Annotated in this window: 18 protein-coding genes; 7 read left to right on the top strand and 11 right to left on the bottom strand. The window is 73.4% G+C overall.

Translation table 11 applies throughout. The features are described from left to right. The first annotated feature begins 107 nt into the window (after positions 1-107). Entirely contained in the window at positions 108-1,040 is a 933-nt protein-coding gene (locus ACTIDRAF_RS27315) for an arylamine N-acetyltransferase family protein (RefSeq protein WP_016697651.1), read from the top strand. A 37-nt stretch (positions 1,041-1,077) separates the two neighbouring features. Here ACTIDRAF_RS27315 and ACTIDRAF_RS0205160 read toward each other — a convergent pair whose 3' ends face one another. Beyond that, positions 1,078-2,232: a glycosyltransferase family 4 protein gene (locus ACTIDRAF_RS0205160; RefSeq protein ID WP_016697650.1), complete on the bottom strand. Its 1,155-nt coding sequence runs from the start codon at positions 2,230-2,232 to the stop codon at positions 1,078-1,080. A gap of 109 nt (positions 2,233-2,341) precedes the next feature. On the opposite strand from ACTIDRAF_RS0205160, the gene ACTIDRAF_RS0205155 reads away from it, so the two are divergent. Beyond that, positions 2,342-3,328 carry a glycosyltransferase family 2 protein gene (locus ACTIDRAF_RS0205155; RefSeq protein WP_016697649.1) on the top strand — a complete coding sequence of 329 codons (987 nt, stop codon included), beginning with the start codon at positions 2,342-2,344 and terminating at the stop codon, positions 3,326-3,328. 83 nt (positions 3,329-3,411) lie between these two features. Here the strand turns inward: ACTIDRAF_RS0205155 and ACTIDRAF_RS0205150 are convergent, their stop codons facing one another. From ACTIDRAF_RS0205150 to ACTIDRAF_RS0205135, 4 genes are read right to left on the bottom strand one after another with little or no spacing between them, the layout of a single operon-like run. Continuing rightward, complete coding sequence (locus ACTIDRAF_RS0205150) at positions 3,412-4,245, bottom strand: hypothetical protein (protein WP_016697648.1); 834 nt, start codon at positions 4,243-4,245, stop codon at positions 3,412-3,414. After that, a complete protein-coding gene (locus ACTIDRAF_RS0205145; RefSeq protein WP_016697647.1) occupies positions 4,242-4,577 on the bottom strand; it encodes a type VII secretion target in 336 nt (111 codons plus the stop codon). Before ACTIDRAF_RS0205145 ends, ACTIDRAF_RS0205150 begins: the two co-directional genes overlap by 4 nt. Before the next feature lie 4 nt (positions 4,578-4,581). Beyond that, the gene (locus ACTIDRAF_RS27310) at positions 4,582-5,049 is read right to left on the bottom strand and encodes a YbaB/EbfC family nucleoid-associated protein (protein WP_016697646.1); all 468 of its coding nucleotides are present in this window, start codon (positions 5,047-5,049) and stop codon (positions 4,582-4,584) included. Positions 5,050-5,055: 6 nt separating this feature from the next. Beyond that, on the bottom strand, positions 5,056-5,724 hold the full coding sequence (locus ACTIDRAF_RS0205135) for a DUF6346 domain-containing protein (protein WP_157162853.1): 669 nt from the start codon (positions 5,722-5,724) through the stop codon (positions 5,056-5,058). A 224-nt stretch (positions 5,725-5,948) separates the two neighbouring features. Between ACTIDRAF_RS0205135 and ACTIDRAF_RS0205130 the strand changes: the two genes are divergently transcribed. After that, positions 5,949-8,465: a glycosyltransferase gene (locus ACTIDRAF_RS0205130; protein WP_016697644.1), complete on the top strand. Its 2,517-nt coding sequence runs from the start codon at positions 5,949-5,951 to the stop codon at positions 8,463-8,465. Next, on the top strand, positions 8,452-9,558 hold the full coding sequence (locus ACTIDRAF_RS0205125; protein WP_016697643.1) for a glycosyltransferase family 4 protein: 1,107 nt from the start codon (positions 8,452-8,454) through the stop codon (positions 9,556-9,558). The genes ACTIDRAF_RS0205130 and ACTIDRAF_RS0205125 overlap by 14 nt, the downstream gene beginning before the upstream one ends. Positions 9,559-10,069: 511 nt before the next feature. Here ACTIDRAF_RS0205125 and rfbD read toward each other — a convergent pair. Next, positions 10,070-10,990 (bottom strand): dTDP-4-dehydrorhamnose reductase, encoded by a 921-nt coding sequence (gene rfbD / locus ACTIDRAF_RS0205120; protein ID WP_016697642.1) that lies wholly within the window; start codon positions 10,988-10,990, stop codon positions 10,070-10,072. A gap of 5 nt (positions 10,991-10,995) precedes the next feature. Then, on the bottom strand, positions 10,996-11,988 hold the full coding sequence (rfbB, locus tag ACTIDRAF_RS0205115; RefSeq protein WP_026065798.1) for a dTDP-glucose 4,6-dehydratase: 993 nt from the start codon (positions 11,986-11,988) through the stop codon (positions 10,996-10,998). Between the two features lie 489 nt (positions 11,989-12,477). On the opposite strand from rfbB, the gene ACTIDRAF_RS27305 reads away from it, so the two are divergent. The 3 genes from ACTIDRAF_RS27305 to ACTIDRAF_RS0205100 all read left to right on the top strand — a co-directional run bounded on the left by ACTIDRAF_RS27305 (position 12,478) and on the right by ACTIDRAF_RS0205100 (position 16,523). Beyond that, positions 12,478-14,022, top strand: coding sequence for an LCP family protein (locus ACTIDRAF_RS27305; protein ID WP_245533445.1), 1,545 nt, complete (start codon positions 12,478-12,480; stop codon positions 14,020-14,022). A 318-nt stretch (positions 14,023-14,340) separates the two neighbouring features. Beyond that, entirely contained in the window at positions 14,341-15,633 is a 1,293-nt protein-coding gene (locus ACTIDRAF_RS0205105) for an LCP family protein (RefSeq protein ID WP_016697639.1), read from the top strand. Positions 15,634-15,761: 128 nt separating this feature from the next. After that, the gene (locus ACTIDRAF_RS0205100) at positions 15,762-16,523 is read left to right on the top strand and encodes a TIGR03089 family protein (RefSeq protein ID WP_016697638.1); all 762 of its coding nucleotides are present in this window, start codon (positions 15,762-15,764) and stop codon (positions 16,521-16,523) included. Between the two features lie 16 nt (positions 16,524-16,539). Here ACTIDRAF_RS0205100 and ACTIDRAF_RS0205095 read toward each other — a convergent pair whose 3' ends face one another. From ACTIDRAF_RS0205095 to ACTIDRAF_RS0205075, 4 genes are all read right to left on the bottom strand, one after another. After that, positions 16,540-16,998: a DoxX family protein gene (locus tag ACTIDRAF_RS0205095; protein ID WP_016697637.1), complete on the bottom strand. Its 459-nt coding sequence runs from the start codon at positions 16,996-16,998 to the stop codon at positions 16,540-16,542. A gap of 1,145 nt (positions 16,999-18,143) precedes the next feature. After that, positions 18,144-19,307, bottom strand: coding sequence for an acyl-CoA dehydrogenase family protein (locus ACTIDRAF_RS0205085; protein WP_016697635.1), 1,164 nt, complete (start codon positions 19,305-19,307; stop codon positions 18,144-18,146). A gap of 262 nt (positions 19,308-19,569) precedes the next feature. After that, the gene (gene purE / locus ACTIDRAF_RS0205080; protein ID WP_245533446.1) at positions 19,570-20,073 is read right to left on the bottom strand and encodes a 5-(carboxyamino)imidazole ribonucleotide mutase; all 504 of its coding nucleotides are present in this window, start codon (positions 20,071-20,073) and stop codon (positions 19,570-19,572) included. A gap of 163 nt (positions 20,074-20,236) precedes the next feature. Beyond that, the gene (locus ACTIDRAF_RS0205075) at positions 20,237-21,460 is read right to left on the bottom strand and encodes a 5-(carboxyamino)imidazole ribonucleotide synthase (RefSeq protein ID WP_280956863.1); all 1,224 of its coding nucleotides are present in this window, start codon (positions 21,458-21,460) and stop codon (positions 20,237-20,239) included. Positions 21,461-21,779 lie beyond the last annotated feature (319 nt).

Genomic DNA, 21,779 nt, shown 5'->3' with positions numbered 1-21,779 from the left:
CGCCGGCCGCGGCTCGGCTCCGCCCCCGTGGTGGCTCCCCGGGGCGTCCGGAGCGGTGGCCACTCGGGACTTGACCTGAACAATGGTTCAGGTTGAACGATGGTGGCATGACGACGACCGAACAGGACAGCACCACCGCCACGACCCCCGACCCACTGGTCGGTCCGGAGCTCGACACGGCGCCCGGAACCGCCCGGGGATGGGCTTCGGCCGATCTCGATCTGGACGCCTACCTCGCCCGCATCGGCTACGACGGCGACCTCACCCCCGACGCCGGCACGCTGCGGGCGGTGCACCGCGCCCACGCCACCGCGGTCCCGTTCGAGAACCTCGGCCTCCTCACCGGCGGAGAGGTCCGGCTGGACACGTCCTCCCTCCAGGACAAACTGGTCCGCCGCCGCCGCGGCGGCTACTGCTTCGAGCAGAACGTCCTGCTCGCCGCCGTGTTGGAACGGCTCGGCTACCGGGTGTCCGGGGTGAGCGCCCGCATCCGGCTCGGCTCCCCGAACCTGCGGCCGGCGGCGCACGCCGCCCTCCTCGTCGAGACCGAGGAGCGGACGTGGCTGGCCGACGTCAGCGTCGGCGAGCAGGGCGTGCTGGAACCGACCCCCCTGGTGCCGGAGGTCGAGGTCCGGCAGGGAGCCGGGTGGCGGCACCGCCTCGTGCGGGAGGAGGACGGGACGTGGGCCCTCCAGTTGGCGCGCGGCGCGGACTGGCAGGACCTCTACGGCTTCACCCTGGAACCCCACTACCGCGTGGACTACGTGGTGCAGAACCACTTCACGGCGACCCACCCCACCTCGCCGTTCCGCCGCACCCTGTTCGGCTCGCGGGGCGGCGAGGAGACGGCGCACAGCCTCTCCGGTCTGGAGCTCACGGTGTCGCGCCCCGGCTCCCCGGACGAGGTGGTCGTCCTGGGCCCCGACGACCTGCCCGGGTACTTCCGGGACGTGTTGGACGTCCCCCTGACCACGGAGGAGGCCGGCGAGCTGGTGGCGATCGGCGAGCGCGCCCGCGTGGACCGGGAGACCTCGGGCTGATCAGGTTCCGGGCGCCGGCGGCCGGTGCGCGTTCGGCTCAACCGACCGCGTCGAGGTGGATCCGCCAGAGCGCACGCGCCGCGCGGCCCCAGTCGTAGTGCTCGGCCCGGCGCAGTCCCGCCCGGACCATCGACCGGGCCCGCACGGGGTCGGACGCCACGGCGCGCAGCGCCCCGGCCAGGGTGTCCGGATCGCCCCGCCGCACCACCAGGCCCGCGCCACCGGCGACCTCGACGAGCGCGGGCACGTCGGTGTGCACCACCGGGACGCCGACGGCCATCGCCTCCAGGACCGGCAAACCGAAACCCTCCGCCCGGCTCGGCGCCGCGAGGACCGTCGCCTGCCGGAGGACCGCGGACAGCTCGGGGTCCTCGATCCGCCCCAGCACCCGCAGCCGGTCCCGGGCGAGGCCGTGCTCCTCGGCGAGCCGCCAGGGGTCGATGCCACCCCATCCGCTGGCCCCCACCAGGACCAGGGGGAGGTCCGGGCCCCGGCCACCGGCCATCGCCTGGATGAGGACGTCGATGCCCTTCCGGGGCTCCACGGTGCCCACCGCGAGGACGTACCGGTCGGGCAGTCCGAGCTTCCTGCCCGCCCGCTGCTGGAACTCCTCGGTCAACGGGCGGCGCAACGCCTCCGAGACACCCTCGCCGACCACGTGGGTCCGGGGGCCGGCGGCACCGACGGTGTCCACTCCGGACCGCTGCCGGTCGGCGTCGAGGTGCCTGGCCAGTTCCGCCGCCACGGCCGCCGTCGGGGTCACCAGCGCCGAGGCACGACGCGCGGCCCGGCCCACCATCCGCCGGTGCCAGGCCGCGCCTCGACGGGTCAGCGTCTCGGGGTGGGTCCACGGCACCGTGTCGTGGACCGTGACCACCAGCCCCCGACCACGAGGCACGGCCGGCGGCGCGAACGGGGTGGGCGCGTGCACCGAGTCACCCCCCGGCCAGAGCGGAACCCCGCGTTCCCACAACGCGGAGAGCACCCGGCGGGGGTAGGGGAGCACTTTCGGTCCGATCAGCCCGGGGATCACGGCGGCTTCCGGATCGGCATGCCTCGCGACGACCCCGGCCACGTCCCACCCCGGGGGCGCCGTCCCGGCGAGCGCGCCGGCGAGTTCCCGGGTGTAGCGGCCCGTCCCACCCGGGACGGGAGCGAGCAGCTGTTCGGTGAGCACAACGAGGAGCGGCACCCGCCAACACTGCCACGAAACTCGGGGGGATTCGCCGGGACCGGAGGATCCGGAATGCTCGGACCGCCGGCCGCCATCGGCACCGGCCCGGTGGGTAGGTTGGTCGGTCATGGACGCCGACCCCGGGGCGACACCGGTTCGCAGCACCGTCGTCATCGTGACCTGGCGGGCGAGGGACCACCTCGAACCCTGCCTGGACGCGCTGGCGGAACAGACCCGGCCGCACCGGCTGCTGGTGGTCGACAACGCCTCGGACGACGGCACTGCCGAACTGCTGCGGGGCCACCCGACCGCCCCGGAGGTGCTGCGACTGTCGACCAACTCCGGGTACGCCGGGGGGATGGCCGCCGCGCTGCGCCGGGTCCGCACCGAGTTCATGGTGTGGCTCAACGACGACGCCGTCCCCGAGCGGGACTGGCTCGCGGCGTTGGAGGACGCGGCCGACTCCGACCCGACGGCGGGAGCGGTGGGGTCGCTGTTGCGCGCGGAGGACGGCACCGTGCAGTCCGCCGGGGTCACGTTGACCGCCGACGGTCACGGACGCGACCTCGGTGCGGCGGCCGGGGCGGCCGCCCCCACCGGTCCCACCGAGGTGTTCTCGTTCTGCGGGGGCGCCGCCCTGGTGCGCACCGAGGCGTTGCGCGCCCTGGGCGGTGTGCCCGGCTCCTACTTCTGCTACTACGAGGACACCGACGCCGCGTGGCGGCTGCGGCTCGGCGGGTGGCGGGTGCGGCTCGCCCCCGCCGCCCGGGTGCGGCACGCGCACGGCGCGAGCAGCGACCCCGGTTCCCCCCGATTCCACCGGTGGAACGAACGCAACCGCCTGGTCACGCTGGTCCGCTGCGCGCCGCTGCCGGTCGCGCTCCGGGAGCTGCTGCGGTTCGCCGCGATCACCGCGGCGCTCCCCGTCCGGCGCCGCCTGGGGCGACCCGCACCGGAGGCGGCGAACTTCCGGGTCGGGCTTCGCCTCGGCGTGCTCGGCGAGACCCTGGCCCGGATGCCCGCCGCGTTGCGGTTCCGGCGCGAGCTCGGCCGCCGGGTGGTGGTCGACCGGGCGGCGGTGTGGCGGACCTGGGCCGGCCGGGACGACCGCTGAACCGGCGCTCCGCTCCGGCGTTGCCTTGGTCACTGACGGCGCTCGGCTCCGGCGCCGGCGGGACCGCGCCGGAACGGCCCTGGTCAGGCGGAGCTCTCCCCGGTGGCGAAGGGCTTGTCGTCGACCTGCGTGGAGTACACCGCGAGGTTCTTCGGCACGGCGATGGCGAGGGTCTCGGCCACGTCGGTGAGGACGTCACCGAGCTTCGCGACGTGCTTGCTGAGGCCGGTGATGCTCAGCACGGCCTTCTGGAGCCAGTCCTGGACCTTGTTGGCCCACTTCACCACTAACCGGACACCGTCGGCGATGAGCGCCGGGGTGGCGAGCCCCAGGGTGAGCCCGATCGCGGCCGCCGCGCGGACGAGCCACTGGACGAGGTCGCTCATCGCGCTGGCGATGAGGTCCCGCACGATGGTGCGCACCACCGACACCACGGTGGCGCCGGCCGTCAGGGCGACTCCGACCCCGTTGGCGGCGATCGAGGCGGCCTGGATGGCGGCGGCCTCGCCCATCGCGACCGGCCGGTAGGCGTCCACCGCCGGCCCCTCCCAGCCCTCGGTGTCGGCGCGGACGATGTCGGCCATGTCCTGGGAGGACTGCCCGAGCGCGTCGGCCACGTTGCCCCAGGTGGCCGCGTTGGTGTGCACCACGTCGGGGTTGCCGGCCAGGCAGTTCAGCATGTCGGGCAGCGGCGGCACGTGTTCGATGAACCAGGCGAAGGCGGAGGTGAGCAGCGTGCCGAAGGGGTCGGCGACCACCGCCAGCGCGTCCAGGCCGGCCGCGCCGATGTTCACCCCGGCCTCGAGCCAGTCGCCGTTCTGGATGGCCGTCGCCGCGTCGTCGGCCGCCTCCACGACGACGATGGCGTCGAGCTTGTCTCCCCCGCTGTAGTCGGGGGCGATCAGTGGGTTCGTCACGGCGACGACGGTCCTTCCAGGCGCTCGGCGATCTGGGCGAAGAGGCGGCTCACGCCCTCCTCCAACAGCTCGTAGGTGTCCGCGGAGGCGGTGATGGCGGTGCTGGTCGCGCCGACCGTTCCGCCGGCGGCGGCGATCGCGCCGTGGCCGAGGGCCTCGATGCCGCCCATCAGGGGCAGCATGATGGGACTGCACAGCAGCCCGTACGCGGTGGTGCCGCTGATCGAGGCGTGGGTGGCCGCGTCCTGCGCGACCCCGATCTGCTGGACCACCCCGTCGAGGCGGGCGGCGTGCTGCCGCATCTGCTCGGGGTAGACGTGGAACCCGTCCATCCGGTCACCATCCCCTGTCGTTGCGCCAGCTACTTCCGCCGTCCGGGTCGTCCGGGTCCTGGGGGTCGTCCGAGCGCCGGGCCGATCCCCCGGTGTCCTCGTCGTCGAGCTGGGGGAACCGCTCCTGGTAGCCGCCCATCACCGCGTTCAGCGACTCGCTGTCCTCGCCGAGGATCGGGGTCAGCACCTCCCGCATCTGGTCGGCGATCCGGGCCTGCGCCCGGCGGAGGGTGTCGAGGATCTGCGCGGACAGCTCCTCGGGGCGCCGGGTCATCGCGGCCGGCGTCAGGTCGAGGGCGGTCATGCCGCCGTTGCTGTCGACCGTCACCGACACCGCGCCGTCCCGGCTGCGTTCGCTGACGCGCGCCTCCCTGGCGGCGGCCTGCAACTGGTCGGCCTGGCGCAGCTTGGCCTGCATCTGTTCCTGGAAACCGCGCAACATGGCGTCGGCGGCGCTGGTGTCGGGCTGCACGTGTCCTCAGTCTCCCTGTCCGGTGGTGCCTCGCTGCTGGTGGGGCGGTAGGTGGCGAGCGGGAGGAGTGGGGGGTCCGCTCGGGGGCCCCGGTCGGCCGCTGCTGCCCCAGTTCGGTCCGAACCTGGGGTTCGGGGGGCTCCCCCCGCCGTTCCGCTCCTGCTCACCCTCCCGCTCCGGAGGCGGCAGGAACCCGAGGCGCACCAGGACGCCGACGGTCACGCCGAGGACGAGCAGGCTCCCCAGGGCGTAGGCGGCGAAGGAGATCGGCGGCGGGACGGGGGCTCCGGAGCGGTCCGTCCGGAAGACGGCGAGCTCCCATCCGCCACCCAACACGATCTGGACCTCCTCCACCGGGACCTCGGTGCCCAGGTCCTCCCGGGTCAGCTGCCGGGGGTAGGCCTCACGGTGCTCCACCCGGCCGTCCGACCAGTGGATCTCCGCGGTGCACACGTCGGCCGGCCCGATGCCGCCCTCCAGGCTGATGGGCCCGGTGCTCCGGCAGCTCGTCACCTCGGCGGCTCCCGCGTCCACCACCGGCCTGTCGTCCGCCTTGGTCCCGCCCCAGGTGTGCAGGTTGGTCGTGAACGGGAACAGGAGGGCGAACAGGGTCAGGCCGACCACCCCGAGGACGACCCCGCCTACGATCCTCCGGCCTCTGCTGATCTCCGCCACCGTCCACTCCCGACCTGGACCCGTACCCAGACCGCAGCGTAGCCAGCACGGCTGACCCGTGGGCGCGTTTTCCTCACAGAAGGTCGTCACGGGACTCCGCAGGGCGATCATGGTGGCGGGGGGCGGCGGTTCCCCCGGGTCCGCCCCCCGGCGCGAAGCGGATAGGGCAGGCTTAGACGCGGCCGGTCGCCGACCGGCCCGAGGAGAAGCTGAGGGGGAGCGACGTGCCCGAGCCGAGTTCCGGGGGCCTGCCGACCGTTTCCGTGGTGGTGGTGAACTACCGGGGAGTCAGGGACACGATCACCTGCCTCCGGTCGCTGCGGGACGACCTGGACTACCCGGCCGACCGCCTGGAGATCATCTGCGTCGACAACGCCTCCGGCGACGGCAGCGTGGAACGGCTCCGGGACGAGATGCCCGACGTCACCCTGGTCGAGTCGCCGGAGAACCTCGGTTTCGCCGGCGGCTGCAACCTCGGTGCCCGCCAGGCGACCGGGCAGGTGCTCGCGTTCCTCAACAACGACGCCCGCCCGGACGCGGAGTGGGTGCGGGCCGCGGTCGCGGTGTTCCGCGCCGAGCCGACGGTCGGCGCGGTCGCCAGCAAGGTGCTCGACTGGAGCGGCGAGCTGATCGACTTCGTCGACGGAGGCCTCACCTGGTTCGGAATGGGGTACAAGCGGCACGCCGGACAACGCGACGACGGCAGCCACGAGGTCGCCAGGGACGTGCTCTTCGGCACCGGTTCCGCGCTGTTCGTGCGCACGGAGCTGTTCGCCGCCCTCGGAGGCTTCGACGAGCGCTACTTCATGTTCTACGAGGACGTCGACCTCGGCTGGCGGCTGAACCTGCGGGGCTGGCGGGTGCGGTACGAACCGACGTCGGTGACCTACCACCGGCACCACGGCTCGATGGGTTCGGTGGACTCGTCCCGCGAGTACTACCTGCTGGAGCGCAACGCGCTGGCGACGCTCTACAAGAACCTGGAGGACGAGACGCTGGCGAAGGTGCTGCCGGCGGCGCTCGCCCTCGCGGTGCGCCGGTCGACGGCGCGGGGGGACATCGACCCCACCCAGTTGGAGATCACCCGGCGCCCGGCGGACCGGGGCGCGGACGCCGAGCCCGTTCCGGTGTCGCGGGAGGCGCTGGCCGGTTTCCTGGCGATCGACCAGTTCGTCGAACTGCTGCCCCAGTTGGCCGAGTCCAGGAAAGTGGAGCAGGAGTCGCGGGTCCGTTCCGACGGCGACATCGTTCCGCTGATGCGCAAGGCGCTGGAGCCGGCCTACCCGCTCCCCCGCTACCTGGCCGCGCACGAGACCCTGGTGCGGGCCTTCGGACTGGACGAGGCGTTCGGCCGCCCCCGTCGGGTGCTGGTCGTCACCGGTGACGCGATCGCCGAGCGGATGGCGGGCCCGGCGATCCGCGCCTGGCACATGGCGGAGGCGCTGTCCACCGAGCACGAGGTCAGGCTGGTCAGCGTCAACAACCACCACGAGCCGCCGGAGGCGGGTTTCCCGGTGGTGCACGCCAGACCGAGGGATCTGGGCACGCACATCGCGTGGTCGGACATCGTGGTGGTGCAGGGCCACATCATGGAGATGGCCCCGGAGCTGAAGGACCCGTCCTCGGGGAAGATCGTGGTCTGCGACGTCTACGACCCGATGCACCTGGAGTACCTGGAGCAGGGCAAGGACGTCGACGACGAACGCCGCGCCCGCGATCTCGACGGGGTGACCCGGGTGTTGAACACGCAGCTGATGCGCGGGGACTTCTTCCTGTGCGCCTCGGAACGGCAGCGGCACTTCTGGCTCGGGCACCTGGCCTCCCTGGGCCGGCTCAGCCCGGGGATGTACGACTCCGACCCCACGGTGCGGTCTCTGCTGTCGGTGGTCCCCTTCGGACTGCCCGCGGCCCGGCCCCGCCGCACCGCGCCGGCGATCCGGGACGTGGTGCCCGGTATCGGCCAACGGGAGCGGATCGTGTTGTGGGCCGGTGGCGTGTACAGCTGGTTCGACCCCTTGACCCTCGTCCAGGCCATCGACAAGCTGCGGCGGGAGGAGGACGGCGTCCGGTTGGTCTTCCTCGGCATGCAGCACCCCAACCCGGACGTGCCCGAGATGGGCATGGCCGGGCAGACCCGCCAGCTCGCCGACCGGCTGGGCCTGGTCGGCTCGCACGTCTTCTTCAACGAGACCTGGGTGCCCTACCACGAGCGGCACAACTGGCTGCTGGACGCCGACTGCGGGGTCACCACCCACTTCGACCACGTCGAGACGACGTTCGCGTTCCGCACCCGGGTGTTGGACTACCTGTGGGCGGGCCTGCCGATCATCACCACCGACGGTGACTCGTTCGCGGACCTGGTGCGGCGGGAACGGCTCGGGGTGGTCGTGCCGGCCGAGGACGTCGACGCGCTGGCCGCCGCCCTGCGCCGGGTGCTCTACGACGAGGCGTTCGCCGAGGCCTGCCGGACTCGTATCGCGGAGGTGCGCGAGCGGTTCACCTGGGACGAGACCCTCCGCCCACTGCTGGAGTTCTGCCGGAACCCCCGGCCGGCGGTGGACCGGCTGGGCGGGTCGGCCCCCCTGGTCCGGGAGCAGCCCCGGGGGGCCGGTGGCCAGCTCAGGCATGATCTTGGTCTGATCCGGGAGTACCTCGACCTCGGTGGTCCCGGCGAGGTCGCCCGCAGGGCGGCGGGCAGGTTACGCAGGCTGGTGAAGGAGACGGTGCGTGGTCGACGCTGACGGTTCCGGGCGCAAGCTGCGGATTCTGCTGGACGGGACACCGCTGCTGGGCGCCCGCACCGGGATCGGCCGGTACACGGCGGCGTTGGCCGAGGAACTGGCGTCGATGCCGGGCATGGACGTGACGGCCCTGGCGTTCACGGTGCGCGGTTGGCGGACCCTGCGCGGTGTCCTGCCCCACGGGGTCCGGGCCCGCGGTCTTCCCGTGCCGGCGCGTGCGCTGCGGGCGGCCTGGCTCCGCACGTCGGCTCCCCCGGTGGAGCTGTTGGCCGGTCGCGCGGCCGTGGTGCACGCGACGAACTTCGTGCTGGCTCCCACCATCTTCGCGCGGGGTGTGCTCACCGTGCACGACCTGGACTTCCTGGACTCTCCCGAGGAGCTGCCGGCCAGGGAACGGGACCTGCCGGAACTGGTGCGCCGCTCGGCGGCACGGGCGGCGGTGGTGTGCACCCCGACCTCGGCGGTGGCCGAGGTGGTCGCGGAACGGCTCGGGGTTCCCCGGGAGCGGATCGTGGTGACGCCGTTGGGCGTGGACGCGGCCTGGTTCGCCGCCCGCCACCCGACCTCCGCGCTCCGGTCGGCGTTGGGGATTCCCAAGGAGTACCTCCTGTTCGTGGGCGCGGACGGCCCGAGGAAGGGGCTGGCCACGCTGCTGGCCGCCCACGCGGCGCGCCCGGAGCTGCCGCCACTGGTGATCGTCGGCCCGACGGGTTCGGACGCGTCAGGGCCGACGGACCGGGTGATCAGGACCGGCTACCTGCCGGAGGTGGACCTTCGGAGGGTGGTGGCCGGCGCCGCGACCCTGGTGCTCCCGTCCCGCAACGAGGGTTTCGGTCTTCCGGTGTTGGAGGCGTTGGCGTGCGGCGTGCCGGTGGTCTGCTCCGATGTTCCCGCCCTGCGCGAGGTGGCGGGCGGGCATGCCGTCCTCGCCCCGGTAGGTGACGTGGAGGCGCTCGGGGCGGCCCTGGCCCAGGCGTTGGACGGCCCCAGTGACACGGCCACGTTGACCGCGCGCCGGGACCACGCCGCCGACTTCAGTTGGCGGCGGTGCGCCGAGGCGACGGTGGCGGCCTACCGCAGGGCGGCCAGCTGAGGCGGGGCGCCTGGGGCACGTCCGGCTCGGTGTCCCCGGGCGGTGCGCCTGGAGGGCGCCGGGGTGGTCCGGCTCCCGGCGACGTGGTGACGGTCCGACCGGGGGGTCGTGGGGGCGCCCGGGGCACCGCCGCGGGCAGATGGGGCCCTGGGCGGCTGTCCCCGCTGACCTGGAACTCCGGCCGGTCACCCGTCGCGCTGGTCGCTGCCGGACACCCACCCCCACCCACCCGGGGGAGCAGCCCCGCGGCAAGCCTATCGCGGAGGGGTGTCGGGGGAGTCCGCCCGCGCCGTCCGCTGTGGACAACCACGGGGGTGGGGACAGGGCGGCCGGCGTCGGGACGCGGAGGCCGGGCGAGCCGCGTCCCGACCAGGACGTGCGCCCTTGCCGGACTGGAGTTTCCGGGCACGCCCCCGCCGCCCCGTCCGGGCAGGATCGACGGGCCAGCTCCGGTGCGTCCATTCGCCCGGGGGAGCGGCCCGAGGTCACGGCCCGCTCCCTTCTTCCCGGGTCAGTTCCGCAGTTCCTCGCCCTGCTCGGCGAAGGCCGCCGCCAACGCCTCCCGCCAGGGGCGGAGCGCTCCCAGCCCCGCGTCCTCCCACCGGCGCGGGGACAGCACCGAGTAGGCCGGGCGGGGCGCCGGGCGGGGGAAGTCCTCGGTCCCGCAGGGGCGGACCCGTTCCGGGTCGGCGCCGAGCTCGGCGAAGACGGCCCTGGCGAACTCGAACCAGCTCGTCACGCCGGTGTTGGTGCAGTGCAACACCCTGTTCCCCGGTGCTCGACCGGCGGCCACCACCGTCGCCAACCGCAGCAGCCCACCGGCCAGGTCAGCCGACCAGGTCGGCGATCCGACCTGGTCGGACACGACGCTCACCGTGTCGCGCTGCCGCTCCAACCGGGCCATCGTCCGGACGAAGTTGCCGCCGCCAGCGCCGTACACCCAGGCGGTGCGCACCACCCAGGAACGGTCCGCGCCTGCCAGCACCGCCTGTTCGCCGGCGAGCTTCGTCCGCCCGTACACCGAGCGGGGAGCGGTCGGGTCGGTCGGCTCGTACGGCCGGTCGCCATCACCCGCGAAGACGTAGTCCGTGGAGACGTGGACCAGCGGCACCGCCTCCGCCGCGCACGCCGCCGCCAGGGTCGCCGCCCCGGCCGCGTTGACCTCGTGCGCCCGGGCCTCGTCCTCCTCAGCCGCGTCCACGGCCGTGTAGGCGGCGGCGTTCACCACCACCGGCGCGACGCCGGCGGTCCGGGCCGCCCCGGCCAGCACGCCGACGGCGTCCCGGACGGCGTCACGATCGGTGATGTCCAGCTCGGCGGACCCCGGCGCGTGCGCGAACCCGGCGTCTCCGACGTGCCCGGGAGCCAACCGGGCCAGGTCACGGCCGAGTTGGCCGTGACCTCCCGGTACCAGCAGACCCAGTTCGGTCATGTCCGTCAACTCCTCACCAGCGCGGCGCGCCGCTTCAGCGGCTCCCACCAGGCGCGGTTGTCCCGGTACCAGGCGATGGTGCCTGCCAGGCCCTCGTCGAAGGGCACCTTCGGCGCGTAGCCGAGTTCGGCCTGGATCTTGCCGATGTCGACGGAGTACCGCCGGTCATGTCCCTTCCGGTCGGCCACCGGTTCCACCGAGGACCAGTCCGCGCCGAGCGCGGCGAGCAGCCGTCCGGTCAGCTCGCGGTTGGTCAGTTCGGTGCCGCCGCCGATGTTGTAGATCTCCCCGGGCCGTCCGCCCTCCGCGACCAGTTGGATGCCCCGGCAGTGGTCGTCGACGTGCAACCAGTCCCGCACGTTCCCCCCGTCCCCGTACAGGGGCACCGTGCCACCGTCGAGGAGCCGTGTGACGAACAGCGGGATGAGCTTCTCCGGGAACTGGTACGGCCCGTAGTTGTTCGAGCAGCGGGTGATGGAGACCGGCAGCCCGTGGGTGCGGTGGTAGGCGCGGGCGAGCAGGTCCGAGGCGGCCTTGGACGCCGAGTAGGGCGAGTTGGGTTCGAGGACGTGGCCCTCGTCCCAGGACCCCTCGTCGATCGAGCCGTAGACCTCGTCGGTGGAGACGTGGACGACCCGGCCGACCTCGGCCTCCAGCGCGGCCTGGAGCAGGACCTGCGTGCCGAGGACGTTGGTGACGACGAAGTCGGAGGCCCCGTCGATCGAGCGGTCCACGTGTGACTCGGCGGCGAAGTGCACGAGGAGGTCGGTGCCGCGCATCAGCGGGTTCACCGTCTCCGGATCACAAATATCGCCCTCGACCAGGCGGAACCTGGGGTCGGAGGCGACGGGGGCCAGGTTGTCGACGCTGGCGGCGTAGGTGAGCTTGTCGAGCACCACGACCTCGGCGTCCGCCAGGGCCGGGTACGCGCCCGCGAGCAGGGACCGGACGTAGTGGGACCCGATGAAGCCCGCTCCACCGGTCACTAGGACTCGCATCACACTTCCTCCTTCGTCTGGGAGCCGACGACGTCACGTCGAGGGGCGATCGACACGCCGACACACGGGGAGAAGGGCGTGCGCACCGGCCGGGCGGGTGCCCGGCCCGGACAGTCTGTCACGGGCGGTTCGGGGCGGGAGTGAACCTCGGGGATCTCGAAAACGTCAAACATGTAGCGAGGTGACACCCGTTCAGCCCAACACGGGATTAGCCTTGTTCGGGGCCGGGTACCAACGGTCCGTTGGGGCAGTGCCGGCGCGCACGCGGCGACGTGCGCTCCTGCGGGGAGGAGTTCACGCGTGGAGGAAATGCCGCCCGATCCGGGAGGGGCATCCCGCCGCCGCAGAGGCGGTCCGACGCCTCCCGAACCCGGTCGTACACCCTCTGACCTGCGGCGGGTCGCCTCAGGAAACCTGGATGACGATCTCGCCTCCGGGGCGGCCCAGGTGGGCGGCGGTGGTGGTGCGCTCACTGAGCCGATCGGGGCGGTGGGCGGCGCGGGGCAGGCTTCGGCCGAGCGGGACCGGGCTCGGCGGGGCCGGGGCCGGGTACGTCCGAGCCGGGCGGGCCGGGCCGCGTTGGCCACCGCGAAAAGCGTGGTGGCCCTGTGCTCGGCCGTCGTCATCGGCGGCACCGGTTACGCGTGGGCGACCCTGGGCAGCCTCGGCTCGGGGATGACGACGACGAACGTCTTCGGCGACCGCGACCGCGCGCCGATCACCCCGGACGGGCCGAGTCCCCTCGACGGCGGGATGGACATGCTGCTCGTCGGTATGGACAGCCGAACCGACGCCGAGGGCAACCCCCTCCCCGAGGACGTCCTCGCGGAGCTGCGGGCGTCCGACAACGAGGGTGAACTGACCGACACCCTCATCCTCGTGCGCGTCCCGGTGGGCGGTGAGAGCGCGACGGCGGTGTCGATTCCCCGGGACAGCCTGGTCAACATCCCCGGCCACGGCTCCTACAAGATCAACTCCGCGTTCGGGCGCGGGAAGCGGGCGGCGGAGGCCACCCTCGCCGCGCAGGGGGTCACCGATCCGCGACAACTCCACGAGGAGGCCTCCGCGGAGGGGCGCAAGCTGCTGATCGAGACCATCGAGGAGTTCACCGGGGTCGAGATCGACCACTACGCCGAGGTCAACCTGCTCGGCTTCTTCGAGATCACCGACGCCATCGGCGGCGTCACCGTCTGCCTGAACGAGCCTGTCAGCGAGCCGAACTCCGGCGCCGACTTCGACGCGGGCGAGCAGACCATCTCCGGAGGCGACGCGCTGGCGTTCGTGCGCCAGCGCTACGGCCTTCCCCGGGGTGACCTCGACCGGGTGGTGCGGCAGCAGGTGTTCCTCGCCGCGCTGGCGAACAAGCTGCTGTCCAGCGACACGCTGACGAACCCGACGAAGCTGAACGACCTGGTGTCCGCCGTGCAGCGGTCCGTCGTCCTCGACGACGGCCTCGACGTGCCGGGCTTCGCCATGCACATGCAGGACATGGCCGGTGGGAACATGGCCTTCGACACCATCCCGGTCGGTCACGTCGGGAACTACATCGAGGTGGACCCGCCGACCGTCCAGGAGTACATGCGGTCGCTGGTGGCCGGTTCCTCGCAGGACGACGGGTCCGGGGAGGCACCCGACGCCGACCTGGCGGCGATCACCGTCGGTGTGCACAACGCCGCGCAGGTGACGGGGCTGGCGGGCCAGGTGATGGGGGAGCTGACCTCGGCCGGTTTCACCGAGGGCGTGACCGGGAACGCGGAGCCTCGGGACACGACGGTGGTCCGGCACGCTCCGGGTGAGGAGGCCAACGCGGAGCTCGTCGCCAGGGAACTGGGCGGTGTCACCCTCGAGCCGGACGCGAACCTGCCGGCCGGGACCGTCTCGGTGCTGCTCGGGGCTGACTACTCCAACGGGGAGCTGGCGGGCGGCGCGGGGGCGGGTCCGGGTGCCGTCGATCCCGGTGCGGTCCAGCCGAACGCCACCGCGGCGGGCGGTGGCGCCGACATCACCGCCGGCACGGTTCCCTGCGTCAACTGATCCCCGTTCTCGTCCGGTCCGGTGCGCACGGTGGCGGTGCGGGCCGGGGATGCGCACTATGAGCGTGGGAGAACGCTCGGGACGTGACCACGGCCGGTAACGCCTGGGGGACGTCGAGGGACAGGACCGGTGAGGCGCGAACCCGCGCCGGCTCGGCGACAGTAGGGGGAACAGGTGGCCGACGAGGGGGAGCCGGGCCGGCGGACGTCGGCGACCGGCCCACGGGATGCCGTGGCTGGGAGCGGGACTGGGGAACCCGCTCCTCCGGCCGCCGAGGAGGGCACCGGGAGCGGGCCGGCCCGCAACCGTCGTGCCCGGGTGGCGCCCGGTGGTGGGCGGGGCCGGGCCCGGCGCGCGCTGGTCGCCGGCGGGCGGTCGCTGACGATCCTCGTCTCGGTCACCGCCCTCGTGGTGACCGGGATCGCCTGGGTCATGGTCGACCGCATCCAGGAGGACCTGAGCACCACGAGCGTGCTGGCGGACCTGCGGCGCGCCCCCGTGGAGACCGAGAGGAACGCTCCGCCGCCGCCCGACGAGGCCGACCTCGCCACCGACATCCTGCTGGTGGGCAACGACAGCAGGACCGACGCGCAGGGTCGCCCGCTGCCGGAGTCGGTGCTCCGGGAACTGCGCACCGAGGCCAACGCGGGTCTGAACACCGACACCATCATCCTGCTGCGGATCCCCGACGACGGCAGCGCCGCGCACGCGGTGTCCATCCCCCGGGACACCTCGGTCCCGGTGTCGGCGCTCGGCACCGAGGAGAAGATCAACGGTGCCTACGGCCTGGTGAAGGCGCGGAAGGCGGACGAGTTGGCCGCCCAGGGCGTCACCGACCGGTCCCGGATCGAGCGGGAGTCCGACCACGCGGGCCGGCTCGCCCTCGTCCGCGCGGTGCAGGACCTGACGGGCGCGCACATCGACCACTACGCCGAGGTGAACCTGTACGGCTTCTACCTGCTCACCGAGGCGATCGGTGGTGTCGAGGTGTGCCTCAACCAGGCGACCAGCGACAGCGACTCCGGCGCGAGCTTCGCCAGGGGCGTGCAGGTCATCTCCGGCGGTGACGCGCTCGCCTTCGTGCGGCAGCGCAAGAACCTGCCTCGCGGCGACCTGGACCGGATCGTGCGACAGCAGGTCTTCCTCGCGGCCCTGGCGAACAAGGTGCTGTCCACGGGCACCCTCACCGATCCGGGCAAGCTCCAGGCCCTGTTGGCCGCGACCCGCGACTCGGTCGTCCTGGACGAGGATCTGGACCTGGTGGGGTTCGCCCGGCAGCTGGAGGGCATCGCCAGCGGAGCGATCCAGTTCACCACCATCCCCGTCACCGGGGTCGGCGCCCGCAACGACCGGGGGCAGAGCATCGTCACCGTGGACCCGGCGCAGGTGCGCGAATTCGTGGCCGGCCTCCTGGACGGGGTGGAGGACACTCCCACCCCCACCGGGTCCTCCGAACCGGGGCCGTCCGAGGCGGAGGTACCGTCCGGCGCGCCCAGCGCCGGTCCCTCCGCCGCCGGCCCCGCCGGGGTGGGGGCCGCGCCCTTCCTGACCGTCAGCGCCGCGTCCGACGCGGACCCGATCACCGCCGATGGTCTGACCTGCGTCAACTGAGGCGGGCGGCGGGGTGCCTTCGGGCGTCGCCGCCCGGGCCACGGCCCGCCGCGTCCTGCCGAGGCCGCCCTGGCCCGGGGTCCCGCGGCGCGGGCCGGCGCGACGGCGGTGGGCACTAGGCTTGCCGCATGAGCGTCACCGACCACCTGTTGCGCCCGCTGCTCGCCCGCGACCCCGCCCGGCCGATGCTCACCTACTACGACGGTCCCGAGGGCTACCGGGTGGAGCTGTCGGTGGCGACGGCGGCGAACTGGGCCGCCAAGACCGCGAACTGGCTGCGTGACGAGTGCGACGTCGAGCCGGGCGCGCCGGTGGTGGTCGCGTTGCCGGCGCACTGGCAGACGCTGGGGGTGCTGCTGGGCAGTTGGTGGTGTGGCGCGCACGTGGTGGGGGCGTCCGGGGCGGACGGGGAGGCCGAGGTCGCCTTCGTTCCGGCCGCCGAGGCGGCGGCGTACCAGGGCGCGGCGGCGACGATCGCGGCGGTCGGTCTCGACGCGTTGGGGATGTCCGGGGCAGGGCAGGACGACGACGCCGTGGACTACACCACGGAGATCCGCGTCCAGCCCGACGACTTCGTGCCGTGGTCGCCGGTGTCGGGTTCGACCCCTGCCCTGCTCGGCATGACCGTCGACGAGGTGCTCTCGGCGGCCGAGGAACGGGCCTCGGCCCTCGGGGTCGAGCGGGGGTCGCGTGTGCTCTCGGCCCTCGAGTGGACGTTGCCGGCGGGAGTGCTCGACGGAGTGCTCGCGGTGTTCGCGCGGGAGGCGGGGCTGGTCCAGTACGGCACCCCGCCCGGGGGCGTCGTCGACCCCGAGCGGCTGGTGTCGTTGCGGGATTCCGAGCTGGCCACGCTCGTCCTCCCCCGGACCGGTGGCCTCGACGGAGCCTGAACCGTCCTCCGGGACGTCAGGCGCCGACCTCGGCGGCCGGCTTCGGCTGCTCGCTCACGCCGGCGGTGGAGGCTGGGGGCGCGCCTCGGAACAGCAGGCGGTCCACGGCGTAGGAGCCTCCGTTGAAACCGAGCGCCAGGGCGGAGACGCCCAGGACCAGGACGAGTTCGACGCCGCCCTCGGACGCGAAGAACCCGCTGCCGATGTGGACGAAGAAGGCCGCTCCGGCCATCAGCCCGGCGAGGACCACCCCGGCCGCCGGGAGGCCGAGACCCAGGACCAGGGCCGCTCCGCCGACGAGTTCCCCGACCGCGGTGACCCAGGCGGACACCTCGGGCAGGGGTACGCCCATCGCGTCGAACCCGCTCGCCACGTTGCCGATACCGTTCGAGAACTTGTCCCAGCCGTGCGCGACGAAGGCAAGGCCGACTGCCAGCCTGGCCACCAGCAGGGTGATGTCCTTGATCATGCTCATGCTGATCTCCTGTGCTTGGGTGCGGGGGCTCACGAGTGCCGATTGTATGAACGCTCAACTAAGTTTGCCGTGAACTTGCACCGTGAGTGACATCACGGCCCACGGCCGTCACGAACCGTTGACGCGAGACCCAGCCAAACACGACAGACAAGACACGGCTTCCACATGGCGGGAACCGATGCCAGCCCCTGCTCACTCCACCGAGCGGGCGGACCGGCCCGGTTGCGCCTCCCCAGGCCCCGGACGAGGACGAGCCGCCTCCCCCCTCGTACGCCGGCCGAACGACGGAGTGAACCGACGGGGAGTGGCCACCCGCGCTCCTCCGCGACGCAGGGTGATCGGTCATCGGAGGCCCACCAGACCGGGGCACCAGGCGGAATCGATCGGCTCGCGAGCCGCGGTCCAGCCCGAACACGAGGACCACGCCGTTGGTACGACCGTCGTTCCGGCGCCGCCCCGGGACCAGGAGCTCCCGGCCAGCCCGGCGCCATCGGTACAGAACCCGGGACGCACCGCCCTCCTCCCCCGGCCGAGCGGGGCCCGCGAACGGCGGCGGGGACGGGCACCTCACACCACCCGAGCACCGGTCGGACACCGGGGGAACGTGTCGACCGGTGGTCCTGACCGAGGCCGACGAGCAGCGGACCGGGCCGTCGGGAACGAACAGGCGGACCTGGCCGGGACCGCCCTGCTCTCCGCAGGTGGAACGGCCCACGGACGAGCGGCGAGCACCGGGCCGGGGCGGGTCCCAGCAACACCGGGCGGCCTACCTGGGCGGCTCCTCCCTTCCGCCCAGGGCCGGCAGGCACTGCGGGCTGACGCCCTCCCCCGCACCCCACGAGGCCGGCGACCCCGCCAGCCCGACCGCCGGGAGGTGGGTGGTACCCGCGGCCGAGGCGGGCGGACGGGCTCGTTCCGGCCGGTCGGTGTGCCCCGGTCGCGGGTTCCAGGCCCTGACGAGCTGGGCCGCGCGACGTGCCTGGTGGGCGCCCCCGAAGGCCGTGCGGGTGCCCTGCTGACGGGCTCGTCCGCTCGCGGCGACCGCACGACGCGGCCGCCGGGCTCCCACCGTCGACGTCGCCGCCAGCCGGGCAGGTCGGCGGTCACGGGGGCCTCGGTGCCCGACAGCCGCGCCTGCCCCTGGTTCAGCCCTGGAGCAGGGACCTCGCCATCACCAAGCGCTGGATCTGGTTGGTGCCCTCGTAGATCTGGGTGATCTTGGCGTCACGCATCATCCGTTCCACCGGGAAGTCCGTGGTGTAGCCGGCACCGCCGAAGAGCTGCACGGCATCCGTGGTGACCTCCATCGCGACGTCCGAGGCGAAGCACTTCGCGGCGGCCGAGACGAACCCGAGGTTGTCCTCACCCCGTTCGGCTCGCGCGGCCGCGACGTACACCATGTGCCGGGCCGCCTCGATCTTCATCGCCATGTCGGCGAGCATGAACCGCACGCCCTGGAAGTCGCTGACGGCACGACCGAACTGGCGGCGCTCCCGCACGTAGCCGACGGCCGCGTCCAGGGCGCCCTGGGCGATGCCGACGGCCTGCGCCCCGATCGTCGGCCTGGTGTGGTCCAGCGTCCGCAGCGCGGTGCGCAGCCCCGTGCCCGGCTCGCCGATGATCCGGTTCTCCGGGATGGTGCAGTCGGTGAAGTGGATCTCACACGTGGGAGATCCCTTGATGCCGAGCTTGCGCTCCTTGGCCCCGACCTCGAAGCCGGGGTCGTCGGCGTGCACCACGAACGCCGAGATCCCGTCCGCCTTCCTGCCGGCGTCCGGATCGGTCACCGCCATGACCGTGTACCAACTGGACTCGCCCGCGTTCGTGATCCAGCACTTGGTGCCGTTGAGCACCCAGTGGTCGCCGTCCAGTCGGGCCCTGGTGCGCATCGACGCGGTGTCGGAGCCCGCCTCACGCTCGGACAGCGCGTAGGACACCATCGCCTCGCCGTTGGCGACGGAGGGCAGCACCGTCCGCTTCAGTTCCTCGGAGCCGGCGAGCAGGATGGGCATGGTGCCCAGCTTGTTGACGGCCGGGATGAGCGCCGAGGAGGCGCACACCCGGGAGACCTCCTCGATGATGATGGCGGTCGCGACGGCGTCGGCTCCCTCCCCCCCGTAGGCCTCGGGGAGGTGCGCGGCGTGGAAACCGGCCTTGACCAGCGCCGTCTTCGCCTCGACCGGGAACCGCGACCGCTCGTCGACCTCCGCCGCGTGCGGCGCGATCTCCTTCTCCGAGAGGGACCGCACCGCCGCGCGCAGCGCTTCGTGCTCCTCGGCCAGCTGGTAGGTGTCGAAGCTACGGTTCACCGCACGTCCTCCTGTTACCGACGGGTAGCATCGCTACTCCGGCCGATCGTAGCGGTGTTACCCGCCAGTAGCGAGGGTGCGGGGGCGGGTGTCGGCGACGTGCGGGCCTCGGCTCGGGAACGGGGTTCTCCTCGCGGCGCTCCACGGTCGTCGGGACGGCCCGACCTCCCCGAGGAGGCTCCCCGGGACCGGGCCCCGGAGAGACCCGCGCGGGTTGGGCTGGCGGCCGGACCGCCACGCCACGGCGCCGGTGGCCTCCCGATCAGCCCGAGGCCGCCTGGCCCTGGCTGATGCGTTCCCGCAGGGCGGCGTCCTTGTCGAGCACCAGACGCTCCATCTCCGCCTGGAAGGCGCCCATCCGATCCCGGTACCCGGCCGCTCGCTCGTCGGTGCCCGCACCGAGCATGCGCACGGCGAGCAGCCCGGCGTTGCGGGCCCCACCCACCGACACCGTCGCGACCGGAACCCCGGCCGGCATCTGCACGATCGAGAGGAGCGAGTCCATGCCCTCCAGGTGCCGCAGGGGCACGGGGACCCCGATGACGGGCAGGACGGTCGCGGAGGCGACCATGCCGGGCAGGTGCGCCGCCCCGCCAGCCCCCGCGATGATCACGCGGATCCCCCGCTCCACCGCCGTCCGCGCGTAGTCCAGCATGCGCTGGGGTGTGCGGTGGGCCGACACCACCGACACCTCGTGCGGGACGTCGAACTCCGCCAGGGTCTCGGCGGCGACGCCCATCACGGGCCAGTCCGAGTCACTGCCCATGATCACGCCGACCAGAGGTGCGTGTTGTTCTGCCACGTTGGTCCTCATTCTCCCTCCGGGCCCCACCGGACGGCCGCACCAGGAGGTGGGCCGGCGGGACCGACGCTGTGTGCGGCGGGACACCGTCGCCCCCCGGGGGCGTGCCGCGCCGGCGACGCTCCCCCTAGCTGCCGTGGACGTCGTGGCCGTCGGGCCAGCGGGCGTCCCGCAACCACGCGGCGGCCTGCCCCGCGCGGAGCCGAGCGGCACCCAGGTCGGCACCCAGCACGGTGACGTGCCCGATCTTGCGCCCCGGCCGCTCCTCCTTGCCGTACAGGTGGATCTTCACGTCGGGGTACCGGGCGAACAGGTGGTGGACCCGTTCGTCCATGGACATCGCCGGAACAGGGTTTCCGCCCAGCACGTTGGCCATCACCACGGCGGGCGCCGCCAGGTCGGTCGCGCCGAGCGGGTAGTCGAGCACGGCCCGGAGGTGCTGCTCGAACTGGGAGGTCCGCGATCCCTCGATCGTCCAGTGCCCGGAGTTGTGGGGGCGCATGGCGAGCTCGTTGACCAGCACCCTCCCGTCCCGGGTCTCGAAGAGCTCCACCGCGAGCACGCCGACGACGCCCAGCGCCGACGCGATCGTGAAGGCCAGTTCCTGGGCCTGGGCGGCCTGGCCGTCGGTCAGGCCGGGCGCGGGCGCCAGCACCTCGACGCAGATGCCGTCCCGCTGCACCGTCTCGACCACGGGCCACGCTGCGCCCTGACCGAACGGGGACCGCGCGACCACGGCCGCCAGTTCCCGGTGGAGGTCCACCCGTTCCTCGACCAGCAGCGGCGTACCGGCGGCGAGCAGCTCCGCCACCAGGGCGGCCCCGTCCTCCGACGAGTCCACCACCCACACCCCGCGCCCGTCGTAGCCGCCTCGGGCGGCCTTGAGCACGCACGGCCAGCCGTGCTCCTCGCCGAAGGCGACCAGGTCGGCCGGCGCGGTCACCTCCGCGAACGCGGGGCCGGCGACGCCGAGCTCGGCGAGCCGGCGGCGCATGACGAGCTTGTCCTGGGCGTGCGCCAGCGCGGCCGAGCCCGGGTGCACGGCGACCCCCTCCGCCTCGAGCGCGCGCAGGTGTTCCCCGGGCACGTGCTCGTGGTCGAACGTGAGGACGTCGCTGTCCCGCGCGAAGGACCGCAGCGCCTCCAGGTCGGTGTGGTGCCCGAAGGCGACGTCGCTGGCGACGACGGCGGCGGGGTCGGTCTCCGCCACCGCCAGCACCCTCAGGGACTGCCCGAGGGGGATCGCTGCCTGGTGGGTCATCCGCGCGAGCTGTCCGCCGCCCACCATGCCCACCGAGGGCATCGCGGAACGGCCGCCGCGGCGGGCACGTCGGTCCTTGCTGGTCTCCACGGTTCCAGGAGCCTAAACCGGAGCCGCACGGGGAGGGGCCGGTGGCCCGGTGCCGGGCGAGGCCGCGGCGCCGGGTCCCGCCGGCTCGTCCGTCACGGTGGCCCTGATGGCGCCACGAGTAACCGATTGGTCACAATGTGTGCTTCCGCGTGAGGAGGAGGCGGCGGGCGTGGCAGACCCGGGGAACACGCACGGCCCGAGTGACGAGGATCTGATCGACGCCGTCCGCCAGGGGGTCACCTCGGCGTACGGGGAGCTCTACATCAGGCACGTGGACGCGGCGCGCAACCTGTCCCGCCAGCTCGCCAGGACCCCGATC

The sequence above is a fragment of the Actinoalloteichus spitiensis RMV-1378 genome (genome assembly GCF_000239155.1).
Classification (GTDB): Bacteria; Actinomycetota; Actinomycetes; order Mycobacteriales; family Pseudonocardiaceae; genus Actinoalloteichus_B; species Actinoalloteichus_B spitiensis.
This window is presented reverse-complemented; position numbering and strand designations above follow the sequence as displayed.